The sequence below is a fragment of the Cupriavidus necator genome (assembly GCF_040578825.1).
GTDB classification, from domain to species: Bacteria; Pseudomonadota; Gammaproteobacteria; order Burkholderiales; family Burkholderiaceae; genus Cupriavidus; species Cupriavidus necator_E.
The window spans coordinates 33767-49295 of record NZ_JBEFLI010000009.1 but is presented as its reverse complement, the minus strand read 5'-3'; the positions used below and the strand labels follow the sequence as shown (position 1 = coordinate 49295).

Here is a 15529-nt window from a genome sequence, read left to right as displayed (position 1 = left end):
ATCCCATGAAGCTCTACCTTGTCTCCCTGGCCGCCGGCATCCTCGTCGGCATCATCTATGCGCTGATGCAGGTCCGTTCACCGGCGCCACCGGTGGTGGCGCTGATCGGCCTGCTCGGCATGCTGATCGGCGAACAGGTGGTGCCGCCGATCAAGCGCATGCTGGCCGGCGAACCGGTGACCGCCGCATGGTTCCATGCCGAGTGCATGCCCAAGATCACCGGTACGCCCGGCCCCACGCTGAACGCCGCCAGCAAGACTGCCGCAGACGATGCTGCGCACTAGCCTGGCCTTCCGCGCGCTGCTGGTCACGTGCTGCGCGGCGCTGTGCGCGCCGGCGCTGGCAGCCGGCAGCGTCACCGTCTACGGCCGCCTGAACACTGCCATCGAATACAGCCGTGCCAGCACGGCGACCGATGGCACGGACCTCGGCAGTGTCATGCGCCTGAACAACAACCGCTCGGTATTCGGCCTGCGCGGCGAAGAAGACCTTGGCGGCACGCTTAAAGCCGTGTGGCAGATCGAAAGCGCCCTGTCGCCCGATTCCGGCCAGGGCCAGATCGCCAGCCGCAATTCGCGCATCGGCCTGCAGGGCAGCCATGGCCTGCTGTTCATGGGCCACTGGCACACGCCCTACACCGAGGCGACCATGGGGTACGACCCGTATTACCCGACCACGGCCGGCTATATGGCGCTGCTCGGCAACGGCTCGGCATCGAGCACGGACAATGTCGAGAACACCAGCTCGTTCGACCGGCGGCAGAAGAACATCCTGCAATACCGCTCGCCGCAATGGGCGGGCGTCAGCCTGTGGCTGGGCTGGGGACTGCCCGAGGAGAAGACCACCGTCGCGCGCAATCCGGCGCTGTACTCGGTGGCAGCGGTCTATGAGCGCGGCCCGCTCAACGCGACGCTGGCCTGGGAGCGCCACCAGCACTACCAGGCCGCCGGCCGCAACGACGACGCGCTCAAGGCAGGTGTGGCGTGGCAGCTGCTGGCCGGCACGCGCCTCGCCGCGGTGGTCGAACACCTGCACTACCGCACCGATACCGGCGACCTGCAGCGCAATGCGTACTATGCCTCGCTGGTGCAGCAGATCGGGCCCGGCAGCGTGCGCATCGGCGTGGCCTACGCCGCCAACGGCACCGGATCGTCGGCGGACACCATCGGCTTCTTCCGCAGCGGCGCGCAGACCCACGCCACGCAGTTCACGGTCGGCTACGACTATCCGCTGTCGCGGCGCACGGCGCTGTATGCCTACTACAGCCGCATCGACAATGCGGGCAACGCGGTCTACGACTTCGCCATCAACGACCTTGGCATCCGCGCCGGCGCCGATCCGCAGACCGTTGCGCTGGGGCTGCGGCACAATTTTTAGTGCAGTGCACTACGACGATGGTATTAGTGTCTTGCCCGCGCCGGCCCGAACGCCGTGCGGTGCCATCCGCATCGCTGGCCCACGGCCCGCCGCGGTGCGCTGGCCTCACGACGACGGTCGATACCTCTGTATGATTTGGCGCCGCAGCGCCTGCGGGTATGCTGTTGACGAAACAATGGGGCCTGCGTGACCCCTGCCATCGCGCACTGATACTCAAGGAATTCGCGTGAATGCCACGCCCGTGATTGCCATCGTCGACGACGACGCTGCCGTGCGGCACGCCATGGGTCGGCTGCTGCGCGCCTTCGATCTGGCAGTGGAGCTCTACGCTGGCGGGCCGGAGTTGCTGGCGTCGCCGTCGATCGACGGCATTGCCTGCGTGATCACGGACGTGCAGATGCCGGGCATGAACGGCTTTGCGCTCAGCGATGCGCTGCGCGCGCGCGGCCTGCGGATGCCGGTCATCTTCATGACGGCATTCGACAAGCAAGGCTATGAGCAGCGCGCGCAAGCGGCGGGCGCGGCGTGCTTTATCGGCAAGCCGTTCGAGGATACGGAGATCATCCGGTGTATCGAGCAGGCCTTGGGCTTGCCCGGCGAGACACTGTAGACAGGCTTCCATCTCGCTGCGCTGTCAGCCAGCGCACTGCTGCAAGGCGCTTGCCGTTCGACAAGCTGGTCAAGTTCTATCCCTTCGACGCCATCAACCAGGCGGCACAGGACAGCGAGCGCGGTGTCACGCGCAAGCCGATCCTGAAAATCGGCGTCTGAGTGCGTCGATACGGGTGTGCGGGCGGCGGCTCAAGGCATGGCTCAAGGCGCGCCGCCAGCCTGCTGCCCCAACGCATCCAGCAAAGCCCTGGCCTGCTGCCAGTCGGCTGTGTCGAAACCTTCCGTGAAGGCCTCATGCACGCACATCAGCGTCTGCCGTGCCGCCTCCGTCTGGCCCTGTTGCTGCCATAGTCTGGCAAGGCTCAACGCCGCGCGCAGCTCAAGCGACTTCGCGCCTTGCCGGCGAGCGATCTCGATGGCCTGCTGAAAGCATGCTTGCGCCGCTTCCTGCCCGGAGGGCGTGCGCGGCCCGGCATCGGCGCATTGCAGGAGCAGCTCGCCCTTGAGCCGGTGCAGCTCCGCTTCATAGTAGCGCTCGCCTGTGTTGGTGACGGCGGCCAGGGCGTCGTCAAGCACCTCCAGTCCCGCCCGCGCCTGTCCCGCGGACGCATACGCCGTGGCCAGCAGCGCGAGAAAACGCGGTCGTGCCAGTTCGGCGCCCAGGGTCTGGTATGCCGCCACGCCCTCGCGTATCCGGGCGATGCCTTCCTCGGCGTTCCCCTCCTCCGCCAGCGCCCAGCCTTTCAGGACAGTTGCCCACGCCAGCCAGAACGGGAACCCTTGTTCGGTCGACAGCGCAATGGCGGCATCGGCGCATTCCCGCACCAGTTGCACCTCATGCCAGAACTGATACGCTTCGGCGGCGTTGGTCAGGCCAAGCGCCAGGTCGAACGGGTGCGGCAGCTGACGGGCCAGCACCAGTGCCTGCTGGACCCGGTCGCGGGCCTGGTCCGGATATCCCAGATGCCACAGCACCTGTGCCAGGAAGCTGTAGCCACGGACGCCGGCGTCCTGCCCGTAAAGACCGACGTGCAGGTGCTGCTGGTCGGGCTGATAGTGGGCAAGCCCCCGCTCCAGGTGATCCCGGGCGGTACGGAACTCACCGAGAAGGTAAGAGGTGATGCCCAGCGCGACCTCGGCGTGCGCGATCAACACCGTATCCTGTTCGTTCTCGGCCAGGCTGAGCAGCGCCTCTCCCAGTTCATACGCCGTGCCATGCTGCGCGCGAATCGAATAGAACGCGCGCAAGCCAAACTTCACCTGGAACAGCTGCGAGGTTTCGCATTCCGTTTCGCACAAGCTCAGCGCCCGCTTGTAGTTGGCCTCCACATCCTTCGACGCAAAGCTTCGCGCGGCGATCAACGCCGGGCCAAGCGCGACGCGCAAGGCGATTTCCTGGCGGGCGCGTTCCTGTGTCTGCGGCAAGCGATCGGACAGTTCCAGCGCCGTGCCCAGGTGACGGATGGCATCGAGATGCGCCGAGCGCTCAAGCGCCTGCCGCCCGGCGCAGAGCAGGTACTCGACCGCCTTGGGCGTATTGCCGCTGAGGCTGTAATGGTGGGCCAGTTCGCTGCAGTGGTCCTTCAACTGATGGCGGAACAGCGCTTCGATCGCCCGGCCCGTGCGTTCATGCAGTGCGCCGCGCTGCTCCGAGAGCAGCGAGTTGCCGGCGACTTCCTGCGTCAGCGCATGCCTGAACGCATACTCGACTTCCGGAAAACCCGGCCGTCCGTAGATGAACTCTCCGGCCTGCAGCCCGGCCAGCAGCGCATACAGCCGGTCTTCCTCCAGCCCGGTGACCTTGCGGATCAGGCTCAGCGGGAACTCCTTGCCGATCACGGCCAGGGTCTGCAGCAGTTCTTTCTCGGCGAGCGGCAGCCGGTCCATGCGCGCCGCCAGCACGCCCTGTACCGTGGTCGGGATATGCAGCGCGGCCGGGGTCTGTTCGATGCGGTGATGGCCGGGTTCGCCGAGCAGCACGTTCTCCTCGGCAAGGGTCTGGACGACCTCCTCGATAAAGAACGGGTTGCCTTCGGTCTTGTCCAGGATCAGCTGCCTGAGCGCTGCGAGTCCCGGGTCATCGCCCAGCAAGGCGCTGAGCAAGCCTTGCGCCTCGGCCGGACCCAGCGGCGCCAGCCGCAATTCGGTGTAGTTGCCCTTGCCGCCCCAGTCAGTGCGGTACTCCGAGCGGTAGTTCACCAGGAACAGGATGCGCGCATCGGCGGCGCGCTCGACGATGTAGCCGAGGAATGCCTCGGTTTCGCTGTCCAGCCACTGCAGGTCCTCGAACAGCAACTGCACGGGCTGGTTCTGGCTCTCGCGCACCAGCAGCCGGGTGATGGCCGCGAACGCGCGCTCGCGCCGCTGGTTGGCGCCCATGTCCGCCAGCGCCGAGCCCGGCTCGGCCAGCCCGAGCAGGAACAGCAGATAAGGCAGCAGGCCTTCCAGGCTGCGCTCCAGCGTCAGCACCTTGCCCGTGACCTTTTCGCGGCAGCGCCGGTCGTCGTCCTGCGCGGTGATCTGGAAGTAATTGCGCATCAGCTCGATCAGCGGCAGATAGGCGAAGGCCTTGCCGTGCGACACCGAGAAGGTCTCCAGCACCAGGCAACCGCGCTGCGAGCGCGCCTTGAACTCGTGGAACAGCCGCGACTTGCCGACCCCCGCTTCGCCGACCACGGCAACGATCTGCCCGTGTCCGGCCGTGGCTTGCTCCAGCGCGCGGTGCAGCGCCGCCAGCTCGGCCTCGCGGCCGACAAAGCGCGCCAGGCCCCGATGCGCGGCCACCTGCAGGCGCGTGCGCAGCGCGCCCAGGCCAAGCAACTCGTAGATCGCCAGCGGCTTGGGCACGCCCTTGACCTGCGCGGCGCCCAGGGCCTTGAAGTCGAAATACCCCTCCGCAAGCTTGTAGGTGGAGTCGCTCACCAGGATCGACGACAGCGCGGCCATCGTCTCCATCCGCGAGGCGATGTTGATGGTGTGCCCGACCGGGTCGTAGTCGGTATGCAGGTCGTCCTTGCGGATCGAGCGCACCACCACCTCGCCGGTATGGATGCCCACGCGGATCTGCAGCGAGATGCCCTGCTGCAGCCGGATGCGGTCGCTGTGCCGGCGCATCGCCTCCTGCATGCGCAGCGCGGCATAGAGCGCGCGCTGGGGATGGTCCTCGTGCGCGATCGGCGCGCCGAACAGCGCCAGGATGCCGTCGCCCAGGGACTTGGCCACATAGCCTTCGTAGTAGTGCACGGCCTCCATCATCAGTTCGACGACGGGGGTGATCAGGCGCAACGCTTCTTCCGGGTCGCGGTCGTGGACCAGCGCGGTCGAGCCCGCCATGTCGGCGAACAGCACGGTGATGGTCTTGCGCTCGCCGCTGGTCTGGCCGCGCGCCTCCAGCGCGGCCTGCTCGGCACGGATGCGCTCGGCCAGGTGGGGCGGGGTGTACTGGACAGGAGCAGTCGCCGTGGCCTGCAGCAGTTCGTCGACGGCCGCGCCGCACGCACTGCAGAAACGCGCGGATGGATTCAGTGCGTGGCCGCAGCGCGGGCACAGGCGTGCCAGCCTGGTGCCGCACTGCTCACAGAAATTGGCGCCTTCGGCATTGTCGAACCCGCAGATTGTGCAGCGCGCCATGGTGCCTCCGACTTCCGCTCAGCCAATTAGACGCCTCATTTCCGCGACCAGCAAGCGTGCGCGCGCGCTATGTCGACACGGTCACTTCCGCGTCAGAGAACCAGCGCAGCAGCATCGGATTGACCTCCTGCCAGCGCTCGAACTGCACCCAGTGTCCGGCCGCCGGAATCACGCACCAGTCGCGGTGGCTTGCGCCGCACGCCAGTTGTTGCGCCACCTCGACCGGCACCGCGGTGACATCGTGCTCGCCCCACATCAGCAAGGTCGGCCCGCGGTATGCCGCGAGCACATTGCCCAGCCTTGCCTGGCGCGAGAGCGTGCGGCTGCGGAAACGGGTCGCCTTGCATGCCTGCTCATGGACAGCCATGGCGAGCCCGTCGGCGAGTTTCTCGTCATGCAGCATCAGCGCCAGCAAGTTGTGGCGCAGCCTGCGGCGCATTTCGTGCTCGTCGTCGACGCGCCAGTCCTGCATGGGCTGGCCCTGGCGCCGTGCGCCGCCATGGCCGGCCGGGCCCAGCAGGGCAAGCCGCGTGATCCGCGGCCGGCGCGCCGCGATGTGCGCGGCGACCAGCGCACCGAAGGAAAAGCCGGCGATCGCGACCTCGCCGTCTTCGCCCATGAGCTGGTCGAGCGTGGCCATCAGCGCCTGCACCAGGCGGTCGAGCCGGTCGGGAGCATGGGCGTCGCCGGCAAGCGTATCGGAGTCGCCGAAGCCCGGCATGTCCGCCATCCACAGCATATGCCGCGTGGCCAGCGCCTCGATATTGCGCACCCAGTGCATCCAGTTGCCGTGGCCGCCATGGAGCAGCACCAGCGGCGGGCCTTCGCCAAAGCGGCGCCAGACCACGGTGCGCCCGAGGTGCGCCACGTCGTGGCGAACGGCCATGCGCTCCAGCCGTGCCGGCAAACCCGCATCGTCTTCCGCATGGAGGTCGGCTGCGCGCGTGGTCCGACCGGACTAATGGTGGGTCCTCGCCCTTGTTGATGAGCGCAATGCGTATGCGGATCGATAGAGATCGCACTCGGCGGGTAGCCTGGATGTCTTCCGTATGCCTTTTCCACGATCGCTCACCACCGCGCTTTTTGGACGCAGCAGCATCGGGCGGTTTGAAGCCTGCTCCTGAAAGGCTACTTCGGGAGGCGTACTCCCATCTTCAGCACAGCACCGCAGGCTCACGCCTGCGTTCGTAACGCGCCCCGGCCATCCCTCAATCCCCTGCGGGCGCTTGCAATTTATCCACCGCGGCAACCGCGTTGACGCTGAGCGCATTCGCGTTGCCCGAGCACGAAGCGAGCGACGCGCGCTGATGCAGGTGCTATGTCTATCGGAATTGGTCGGACAACAAGGCGCCTCGGCACCGACGGCGGGCGGGTGCTACCCTTTGTCCGCGAGACCGCGGCCGTGAAGCCCTCGTGCCCATATCAACAGCGGCCCGGTAAGCAGTACCACGAAGATCACCCGCACCACATGGAAGCCAATCACGGCGGGCACGAGTAACCCGAGTGCTTCCGCTGCAATGCCCATATCTGCCATGCCTCCTGGTGCCAGACTAAGGACTCCAGTCGGAAACCGAAGTCCCGCAATCATCCAAAGCACTGCAGCCCCTACTCCGGCATAGGCAATACTGGCAAAGCTATAGAGCCCGACGGGAAGCAGGAGCCTACGGGATGCGACAAGCGATTCTGGTGTGAACCGGATCCCAAGCGATACGGCAACCAGGATTTGCGCGCCCACACTGATCCAACGCGGTAAAGGACCCGGCGAAACTACCCCTGTGCCGAGAAGAATGGACGTCAGCAGCAAGGGCACTAACGCATAAGCATTGGGAAAATGAAAGCGCCGGAGCAAAGCGGCTCCTGCGAGTGAAGTCAGCGCGAGCACAATCAGCGACGGCGAAGGGAGAGCTTCCAAACTGATGGTCGGTGCATGGGGCGTCAGCCGCGCGCCATACTGTACCGCAGCCGGAACGACCGTGACGGTCAGGAGCACCCGCAGCATGTGCGCGGAAACCACCTGATCGATATTCGCGCCAGCATGCTCGGCCGCAGCAGCCATCTCCGGTGCGCCGCCGATAGCTGCGGCGAAATGTGCCGTGGTGCGGTCAATGCCGCCGAACCGCGACATGGCCCACCCCCCGGCGAACCCGAACCCGATAGTGGCGAAGGCCGCAAGCACCATATACGGCAACAAGCCTGAGATCTGCGCGACCATGGATGGCACGAAATGCAGTCCGAGCGCAATACCGAGCAGCCATTGTCCGGTAGACCGCATCCAATGAGGGATATCCAGATTGGCGCCAAGAATGTTGCAGATGGCCACCGCTAGAAGGGGGCCGATCAGCCAAGGCACCGGTGTGTGGATTGCAGCAAATGTCGCGCCGGCCACGCTGCCGATCAAGAGTGTGGATCCTGGGCGGAGAATTTTATCCATCTGCGTTTTTCCATTCGTCCGCATCGGCCGCGTCGCAGCGGTAACAGGAGGGCGGGCGCCCCCCTCTCCCACATCGCCCTCGTCGATGCCAAGGCTTAGTGCCCTAATTAGCACACAAGGACCGCTTTCTATTGCTCTCTATTAGCATTCAGTCAACAAACACGGAGATTCAGTACAGTCTTCTACCGGCGCCTACCAAGTTGGCCAAACCACGAGCCGCTGTGAGCGCTATGGTGCGGCCCCATCCGTGAATGGCAAGCACATGCCGCTGATACACAGCGTTGTGAAGCAGCGCAGGGATGCGCCCGGCCAACTGGAACTGGGTGAAAATTCCCGTTCCAGCAAAGGCTCCTAGCGCCACGTTGTCCGCCAAGGAAACGAGCGACCCATAGTCCCGATATCTGAATGGGCCTACCACCTTTCCCGCTACACATGCCCGAAGCGCCTCCGCCAGGTAGACTGCTTGCTGGTAGGCCACTTGCGCCCGCGTTGGCAGTTCCGTCTGTGCATCTGGCAACTGACAACTTGCGCAATCGCCGAGCGCATAGATCGATTCGTCGTCGACGCTTTGCAGGGTTTCGGTCACGCGGACCTGACCCTTCTTATTGAGCGCCAGGGAAAGCTGTTGTAGTAGGGGCGGCGCTGCGACGCCCGCTGCCCACACGACGACGTCGGCCGGCAATGTTTGGCTGCCATCGAGCGTAAGACCGTCGTGACATACCGCGGTGACCCGTTGCCCGGTCGCTACCTGAATATTCATTTGCCTGAGTTTCTGATCGACTCCCTCCGCCAGCGCCGGGTCCATTCCGGGCAGGATGGTGCTGGACGCCTCCAGCAGCACAATTTCCACCCCGGTCACAGGATCCAGGCAATGCACGCCATATTGATTCAGCACCCCTGACGTCTGTCTAATCTGCGCTGCTAGTTGCACGCCCGTCGCTCCCGCTCCGACGATGACCACCCTGACTTGCGGTGAGCCAGCATCGGCTGCGCTTTCTGCTAGCGCTGTCTTGCGCTGCAGGGCGGCCAGAACACCTGAGCGCACCTGCACAGCACTGTCGACGCTATCTAGGGTCAGCGCATGCTCACGCGCACCCGGTACGCCAAAGAATTGAGTCGTTCCACCGACCGCCAGAACAAGCTTGTCGTAGGAGAGTGTCTGAATGTCTCGGGCACACTCCTCGCCGACGGCACACCCTGGCCGGCGAACGCAGACGGCTTTCCGTGCTCGATCGACAGCAACCAGTTCAGCCTGCACGAACTCAAAGGTATTGCGCCTGGCCTGCAGTGCAAACGACATGCGGTGCGCCGACGGTTCAATTCTGCCCGTCGCAACCTCGTGCAGTAGCGGCTTCCAGAGATGGGTTGGGCTGCGATCCACCAGCACGATACGTGCTGCACGTTGCCGACCAAGGCGTTTCCCGAGTCGTGTTGCCAATTGCAGGCCGGCAGCGCCACCGCCGATGATCAGTATGGTCTCCATGGTCTCTCCAGGCAATCGATCGCGAATGTGGGACGGTTCTTGAGTGGCCGTCAGCAGACGGTTGCCCGCCGCTCGTGCACCAGGGGGGCTTCACGTTGCGTTAGCGCTTCCTCCAGTTCCCGGAACTGGGGCCATGCCAAGGAACGAGTCTCGCAAGCCATGCTGACTGCGGGATCGGCCCCAAGCGCACCGTTGTCCAGCACCGTGACCGTGCCCATGCCTAGCCTCTGTGCCACGCTTAGGGCGCGTGGGCACGCATCGACGAGTATTGCACGGTCAGCGGGGACGTCCGCCGTGCGCAGGATCAGATCGAAAAGATCCGCATCGCTCTGTCCCGGCGATAGCGCGTCCGCGGTAGCCACGATGTTGAACCAGTCGACCCAGTCTGGACCCACCGCCTGATCCAGCAAAGCGCAGAGCATTCGCGACGACATCCGGGAAACCAATCCCAAGCGAACGCCGTCCGTTTGCGCCTGCATCAGCAGGCGCACTGCCTGCTCACTCACCTCCAATGACCGAGTGCTGCAGTCCTCAAGGAAAGCATCTTCGTGGGTACGCTCGAATCCGGTTTGATTGTTGGCACTGTACATCTGCACCAGAGTGCGCACGGTATCGCAGCGCTCCTTTCTTACGTGCGAGACGAGAACGTCCTCAACGGCAAGCACAAGCATTTCGATCGACATCCTTAGCTCCTTTAGCGGCCTCTCGCGAGGTCATTGCCTTCTCATGCGCTTCACTATAAGGTACGACTTCTATATTAAAAAATTGATATTTAACCCCGACCGATAGGTTTTCTTCTATGCATAAGAACGCCACGTTCCGGCAGCTAAATGCCATTGATGCGATCGCCAGACTCGGGAGTGTCTCGAAAGCTGCAGAATCGCTACATCTCACGCAGCCGACGGTGTCGTTGCAGATCCGGTTGCTGGAACAGGCCGTGGGAGCACCGTTGACACAGCGCGTTGGCCGCGGCATGGAACTCACAGCGGCAGGCGAAGTGATGTCCAGCTATGCAGCACAGATGCTCAAGTTATGGCGTGACTCGCTCGAGGAAGTGGCCGCCCTAAAGGGGGACCTCTCAGGCACACTAAGGATCGGCGCCATCACCACCGCGGAGTATCTGCTGCCTTCCATACTCGTAGCCTTTACCGCCAACCGCCCGGAGATCAAGATCAAGCTGAAGGTAGGCTATCGCGAGGAGATCATCCGCATGCTTGCGATGCATGAAATCGACCTTGCTATCATGGGTCGATCGACGTCAGAGTTACGCACGCAGGCAACGCCCTTCGCCAAGCATCCAATGGCATTCATTGCAGCCCCTGACCACCCACTGATGTCACGCCGTAATGTGAAATTGTCCGACCTGATTCATGAGAACCTGCTGGTGCGCGAGCGTGGCGCAGGCACGCGGACGACCGTCGAGCGCCTCTTCAAAGAGGCAGGGCTGCGTATGCCACACGGGTCGGAGTTGTCCAGCAATGCGGCGATCAAGCGCATGGTGTCTGCCGGACTGGGCGTGGCGTTCTTGTCCCTGCACGCCTGCACACTGGAGTTCCAGGCGGGGTTGATCGGCGTGCTTCCTATGCAGGGAAATCCGGTCGAACGCGATTGGTATGTTTCCTATTTGCCGGGGCTTCGCCTGTCCCGAGTGGCAACGGCTTTTCGCCAGTTCCTGATCGAGCACGGCCAAGCCGAAATCAATAGGCAACTGGAGACGTTCAACGACATCTTGCGACGGTTACACGCTCGCGCGCAGCGCGGCAAGCAAAGCGAAGTTGGACTGTGATATCCCGGCCGGAGGCCGGCATGGCTCCGCCGCCCGTGCCTCCGGCTAGTAAAGACATTCAGAACTTATGACGGACACTGAGCGTTACACCGGTCTGGTTCTGCCCCGGCCCGATGGTGCTTCCGAACCCGTTCAGTCCCAGATTGGAGTTGTTCCTGTTCTTTACGTATCCCACTGTCAGGAACGCATCGGTGCGCTTGGAGAGGACATAATTCCCCGATAGCACCGCGCTCCACGGATCGGCATCCGAGCGCTTGTCGTCGAAGTAGTAGCCCGCGAGCGTCAGGCCAAGCGCAGGCGTTGCCTGCAAACGATAACCTAGCCAGTAGATGTCGTTACGTCGGCCCGGCGCCCCGGCAGCCACGCCGATATCACCATTGAACCAGCGATATCCTGCGAGGATCGTGGAGTTTCCAAATTTTACATTTCCGGCGACAGCTGCTCGACGGTCCCGTTGATTAGAGTTCTGACCACTGATACCGCGAGTCCCTTGCTGCTGATCATAGATCACAGTCGCACCGAACGCTCCGCCCGCATACTCAAGACCGCCACTGAAGGCACGATCGCTCTTGGCATCGCCTGGCACCTCGGTGCCGAAAGTCGTCCCACTGGCACCGCTGATGGAGGTTCCCCTCGCAAAGCTATACAGTGCAATCGCTGACACTGGGCCGAACTTGCCGGTGTACTTTGCCGTGTTGTCGTACCGGCCTGCGAAAGTCGGATCCATCATCAACGACGAATAGCGTGCCGCGATAACCATGGGATCGTAATTGATGAGGATGTCATAGAAGACGTTGTTCTGTCGCCCCAACGTCAGGCTTCCCCACTGGTTCTGCAACCCGACAAACGCCTGTCGCCCGAACAGCCGCCCGCCCTGGGCGGATACCCCCGTGTCCAGTTCGAAGCCGCTCTCCACCGCGTAGATGGCCTTGTTGCCGCTCCCCAGGTCTTCCACGCCGCGCAGACCCCAGCGGGAGCCTGATACGTTGCCAGACGTCATCCGCGACAAGCCATTGCCGTTCGCATTGGCGTGGGTAAGATACTCGAAACCGATATCAGCGACACCATAGAGCGTCACCGAAGACTGCGCAGCAGCCATCTGCGCCGCAAACGCTAGCAACGCCCCTGTGTAGATCTTCTTATACATTGTCTCCTCCGTTCCTATGATGTTTCATTGCGGTAAAACTTTTTGTAGCCGTAGGCTTGCTTGGGCTGAACTGATTCGATCGTTACTCCAGTTGGATCTGCTGCGACTGGATAAGCTGCTTCCAGTCTCGCTCCTGCTTTTCAATTGAGGCACTGACTTCATCCAGCGAAGCCGGCGCCGAAAGCGTGACACCTCCGATCGCCTGCACGCGGGATTTGAATCCCGACTGAGCAATGACACGTGCGACGGCGTCATTTAGGCGCCGCAATATAGCGACCGGTGTATTCTTTGGAGCAACCAAGACCAAAGCTGCACTGGCGTTGAAGCCCGGGATGCCGAGTTCAGAAAGAGTCGGCAGTTCTGGATGCCGGGGATCTCGCTTCGATGCGGATAACCCGATTGCCGTGATCTTCCCCTGCTGCACGAGATCCATCCCATTCATTGCCACGAAGGAATAGGACAGGCGGTTGCCCGCCAGTTCAAGCAGAACCTGGCTACCGCTCTTAAATGGCACATGGGTGGCCTTCGCGTTGACCTCCCGATTGAATCGCTCAGTGGTGAGATGTAGGACACTACCCACGCCGCCTGACCCATATGTGAGAGTGCCCGAGCCGGAGCGGAGCTGACTAATGAGGGAGGGATGGTCCTTCGCCCCCATCGCCGACGAGGTCGCGAGCATCAGGCCGATTGATGCCACCTCCGCCACAGGGGCGAAGTCCGTGAAGTCCTTGTAGGGCAGCCGTGCCCCTGCAGACGGAGCGATTGCATTGGGTAGATTCGCAAGCAGCAACGTATAACCGTCAGGTGCGGCCCGATATACGTATGAAGCTGCAACGATTTGCCCTGCGCCAGACTTGTTCTCAACGAGAATAGAGGTCTTCAGGATCGGTCCGAGATCGTTGGCAAGCGCTCTTGCCGTGATGTCAGTCGGGCTGCCTGCAGCGAACGGCACGACAATCGTCACAGGACGCGTGGGATAGTCCATGGACGCCCCGTGCGCGATCGACATCAACGCAATCGCCGCTAACGCGGCGGTACCAACTTGGATCAGCAACGACGACACTTGACGAAGCTCCATGGAAGGGATGCGGGGCATGAGCGAAGATGTTGCCCATCAGGTTGGCTAACGCGCTGCCAGTCGGATCGCTCCGTCGAGACGAATCACCTCGCCGTTGAGCATATCGTTCTCGAAAATATGTTTCACCAGCTTGGCGTAATCGACCGGCGTGCCTAGTCGCGAAGGGAATGGCACGCCCGCTGCCAAGGCGTCTTGAACCTCCTGAGGCATACCGAACACCATCGGCGTACCAAAGATCCCCGGGGCGATGGTCATATTGCGAATACCATTGCGCGAGAGATCCCGCGCAATCGGCAACGTCATCCCGACGACACCGCCTTTCGATGCGCTATATGCGGCCTGCCCGATCTGCCCGTCGTATGCAGCAATCGAGGCAGTCGACACAATGCAACCGCGCTCTCGTGTTGGCTCCGGTTCGTTCTTCGCCATTGCTTCTGCGGCCAACCGGATCATGTTGAACGTTCCAACTAGATTGACCATGATGGTCTTGGTATACAGGCCGAGATTATGTGCCCCGTTCTTTCCCAGTGTCTTCTCCGCTGGCGCGATCCCGGCACAGTTGACGAGGCCCATCAGCTTGCCGCCCGACACGCCGGCTTCAATTGCTGCCAGCGCATCTCCTTCCTGGCTGACATCACATTGAATGAAAGATCCGCCGATCTCTCGTGCCACCGCATTGCCCCTGTCGGCTTGCATATCGGCAATGACGACGTTGCCGCCATTGGCCGCCAACATGCGCGCAGCGCCTTCGCCAAGGCCGGACGCGCCTCCGGTGACGACAAAACTCTTCCCACGGATTTCCATCAGAACCTCTCCAGTGCGATGGCCGTCGCCTCGCCACCGCCGATGCACAACGTTGCAACGCCTCGCTTGGCCCCACGAGCCTCCAGCGCGTGAAGCAAAGTCACCATGATTCGCGCACCGGACGCGCCGATCGGATGGCCCAGAGCGCAAGCGCCGCCATTGACGTTGACAATCTCGTGCGCGAGCTTGAGCTCTGCCATCAACGCCATCGGAATCACGGCGAATGCTTCATTGATTTCCCAAAGGTCGACGTCGGATACTTTCCAGCCTGACGTGGCGAGAAGCTTCTCCGTAGCGCGCACCGGTGCCGTACTGAACCATTCCGGCTCCTGCGCATGGGTACTGTGCGCAACAATGCGAGCCAGTGGTTTGGCGCCCATCCGCACTGCGGTAGACTCCTTCATCAGTACCAGCGCGGCCGCGCCGTCATTGATCGACGAGGATGAAGCGGCTGTGATGGTTCCATCCTTTTTGAAGGCAGGTTTAAGGTTCGGGATCTTGTCCAGTCGAATTCGGGACGGTCCCTCGTCCTCGCTCACCACCCGCGCGCCGTTCCGGTCATTGACCATGACCGGAACGATTTCGGCCTCAAACGCGCCACTTTCTCCGGCCCTCTTGGCGCGCGTGACCGATGCTACAGCGAAGGCATCTTGCGCTTCCCGAGTGAACTGGTAGCGCTCGGCACAGTCTTCACCAAACGTCCCCATTGATCGACCTGGCTGATAGGCATCTTCCAGGCCATCCAACATCATGTGGTCGCAGACTTGCTCGTGGCCGATGCGGTAGCCGCCGCGCCCTTTCAGAAGCAGGTAAGGCGCGTTCGTCATGCTTTCCATCCCGCCGGCAACCATCACGTCAGAGCTGCCTGCGAGCAGCATGTCATGCGCAAGCATGGCGGCCTTCATACCAGAGCCACACATTTTGGAAAGGGTCACGGCACCAGTACTGTTGGGCAGACCTGCCTTGAGCAGTGCTTGTCGCGCGGGCGCCTGGCCCTGTCCGGCCATCAGGCAATTGCCGAACAGGACTTCGCCGACAGCGTCGGTGGGAATGCCCGCACGCTCGACAGCACCTTTGATCGCCGCGCCGCCGAGATCAGAAGCTACCAGGGAAGCAAAGCCGCCCTGAAAGGCACCCATCGGCGTACGAACCGCGCTGGCAATGACAATAGAATCAGACAT

The 15529-nt window shown here is 62.9% G+C and carries 13 protein-coding genes; 4 read left to right on the top strand and 9 right to left on the bottom strand.

The genetic code is table 11. The features are described 5' to 3' along the window. Positions 1–5 precede the first annotated feature (5 nt). The 3 genes from AB1I47_RS07130 to AB1I47_RS07120 all read left to right on the top strand — a co-directional run bounded on the left by AB1I47_RS07130 (position 6) and on the right by AB1I47_RS07120 (position 1987). On the top strand, positions 6–284 hold the full coding sequence (locus AB1I47_RS07130) for a XapX domain-containing protein (protein ID WP_354683071.1): 279 nt from the start codon (positions 6–8) through the stop codon (positions 282–284). Then, positions 271–1377, top strand: coding sequence for a porin (locus AB1I47_RS07125; RefSeq protein WP_354683070.1), 1107 nt, complete (start codon positions 271–273; stop codon positions 1375–1377). Before AB1I47_RS07130 ends, AB1I47_RS07125 begins: the two co-directional genes overlap by 14 nt. Before the next feature lie 226 nt (positions 1378–1603). Further along, entirely contained in the window at positions 1604–1987 is a 384-nt protein-coding gene (locus AB1I47_RS07120; RefSeq protein ID WP_354683069.1) for a response regulator transcription factor, read from the top strand. A gap of 203 nt (positions 1988–2190) precedes the next feature. Here AB1I47_RS07120 and AB1I47_RS07115 read toward each other — a convergent pair whose 3' ends face one another. The 5 genes from AB1I47_RS07115 to AB1I47_RS07095 all read right to left on the bottom strand — a co-directional run bounded on the left by AB1I47_RS07115 (position 2191) and on the right by AB1I47_RS07095 (position 10216). After that, positions 2191–5619 carry an adenylate/guanylate cyclase domain-containing protein gene (locus AB1I47_RS07115; RefSeq protein WP_354683068.1) on the bottom strand — a complete coding sequence of 1143 codons (3429 nt, stop codon included), beginning with the start codon at positions 5617–5619 and terminating at the stop codon, positions 2191–2193. 67 nt (positions 5620–5686) lie between these two features. Beyond that, positions 5687–6505: an alpha/beta fold hydrolase gene (locus AB1I47_RS07110; RefSeq protein WP_354683067.1), complete on the bottom strand. Its 819-nt coding sequence runs from the start codon at positions 6503–6505 to the stop codon at positions 5687–5689. A 489-nt stretch (positions 6506–6994) separates the two neighbouring features. Next, positions 6995–8050, bottom strand: a complete 1056-nt coding sequence (locus AB1I47_RS07105; RefSeq protein ID WP_354683066.1) for an AbrB family transcriptional regulator — start codon at positions 8048–8050, stop codon at positions 6995–6997. 169 nt (positions 8051–8219) lie between these two features. Continuing rightward, on the bottom strand, positions 8220–9533 hold the full coding sequence (locus AB1I47_RS07100) for an NAD(P)/FAD-dependent oxidoreductase (RefSeq protein WP_354683065.1): 1314 nt from the start codon (positions 9531–9533) through the stop codon (positions 8220–8222). 50 nt (positions 9534–9583) lie between these two features. Next, positions 9584–10216: an HAD family hydrolase gene (locus AB1I47_RS07095; protein WP_354683064.1), complete on the bottom strand. Its 633-nt coding sequence runs from the start codon at positions 10214–10216 to the stop codon at positions 9584–9586. Between the two features lie 116 nt (positions 10217–10332). Here AB1I47_RS07095 and AB1I47_RS07090 point away from each other — a divergent pair, with 116 nt between their 5' ends. Beyond that, positions 10333–11319 (top strand): LysR family transcriptional regulator, encoded by a 987-nt coding sequence (locus AB1I47_RS07090; RefSeq protein WP_354683063.1) that lies wholly within the window; start codon positions 10333–10335, stop codon positions 11317–11319. Between the two features lie 58 nt (positions 11320–11377). Here the strand turns inward: AB1I47_RS07090 and AB1I47_RS07085 are convergent, their stop codons facing one another. The 4 genes from AB1I47_RS07085 to AB1I47_RS07070 form a co-directional block, all read right to left on the bottom strand. Continuing rightward, complete coding sequence (locus AB1I47_RS07085; RefSeq protein WP_354683062.1) at positions 11378–12466, bottom strand: porin; 1089 nt, start codon at positions 12464–12466, stop codon at positions 11378–11380. An 82-nt stretch (positions 12467–12548) separates the two neighbouring features. Next, positions 12549–13544, bottom strand: coding sequence for a Bug family tripartite tricarboxylate transporter substrate binding protein (locus tag AB1I47_RS07080; protein WP_354683061.1), 996 nt, complete (start codon positions 13542–13544; stop codon positions 12549–12551). Between the two features lie 45 nt (positions 13545–13589). Continuing rightward, complete coding sequence (locus tag AB1I47_RS07075; protein WP_354683060.1) at positions 13590–14348, bottom strand: 3-hydroxyacyl-CoA dehydrogenase; 759 nt, start codon at positions 14346–14348, stop codon at positions 13590–13592. Next, complete coding sequence (locus AB1I47_RS07070) at positions 14348–15529, bottom strand: acetyl-CoA C-acyltransferase (protein ID WP_354683059.1); 1182 nt, start codon at positions 15527–15529, stop codon at positions 14348–14350. Before AB1I47_RS07070 ends, AB1I47_RS07075 begins: the two co-directional genes overlap by 1 nt.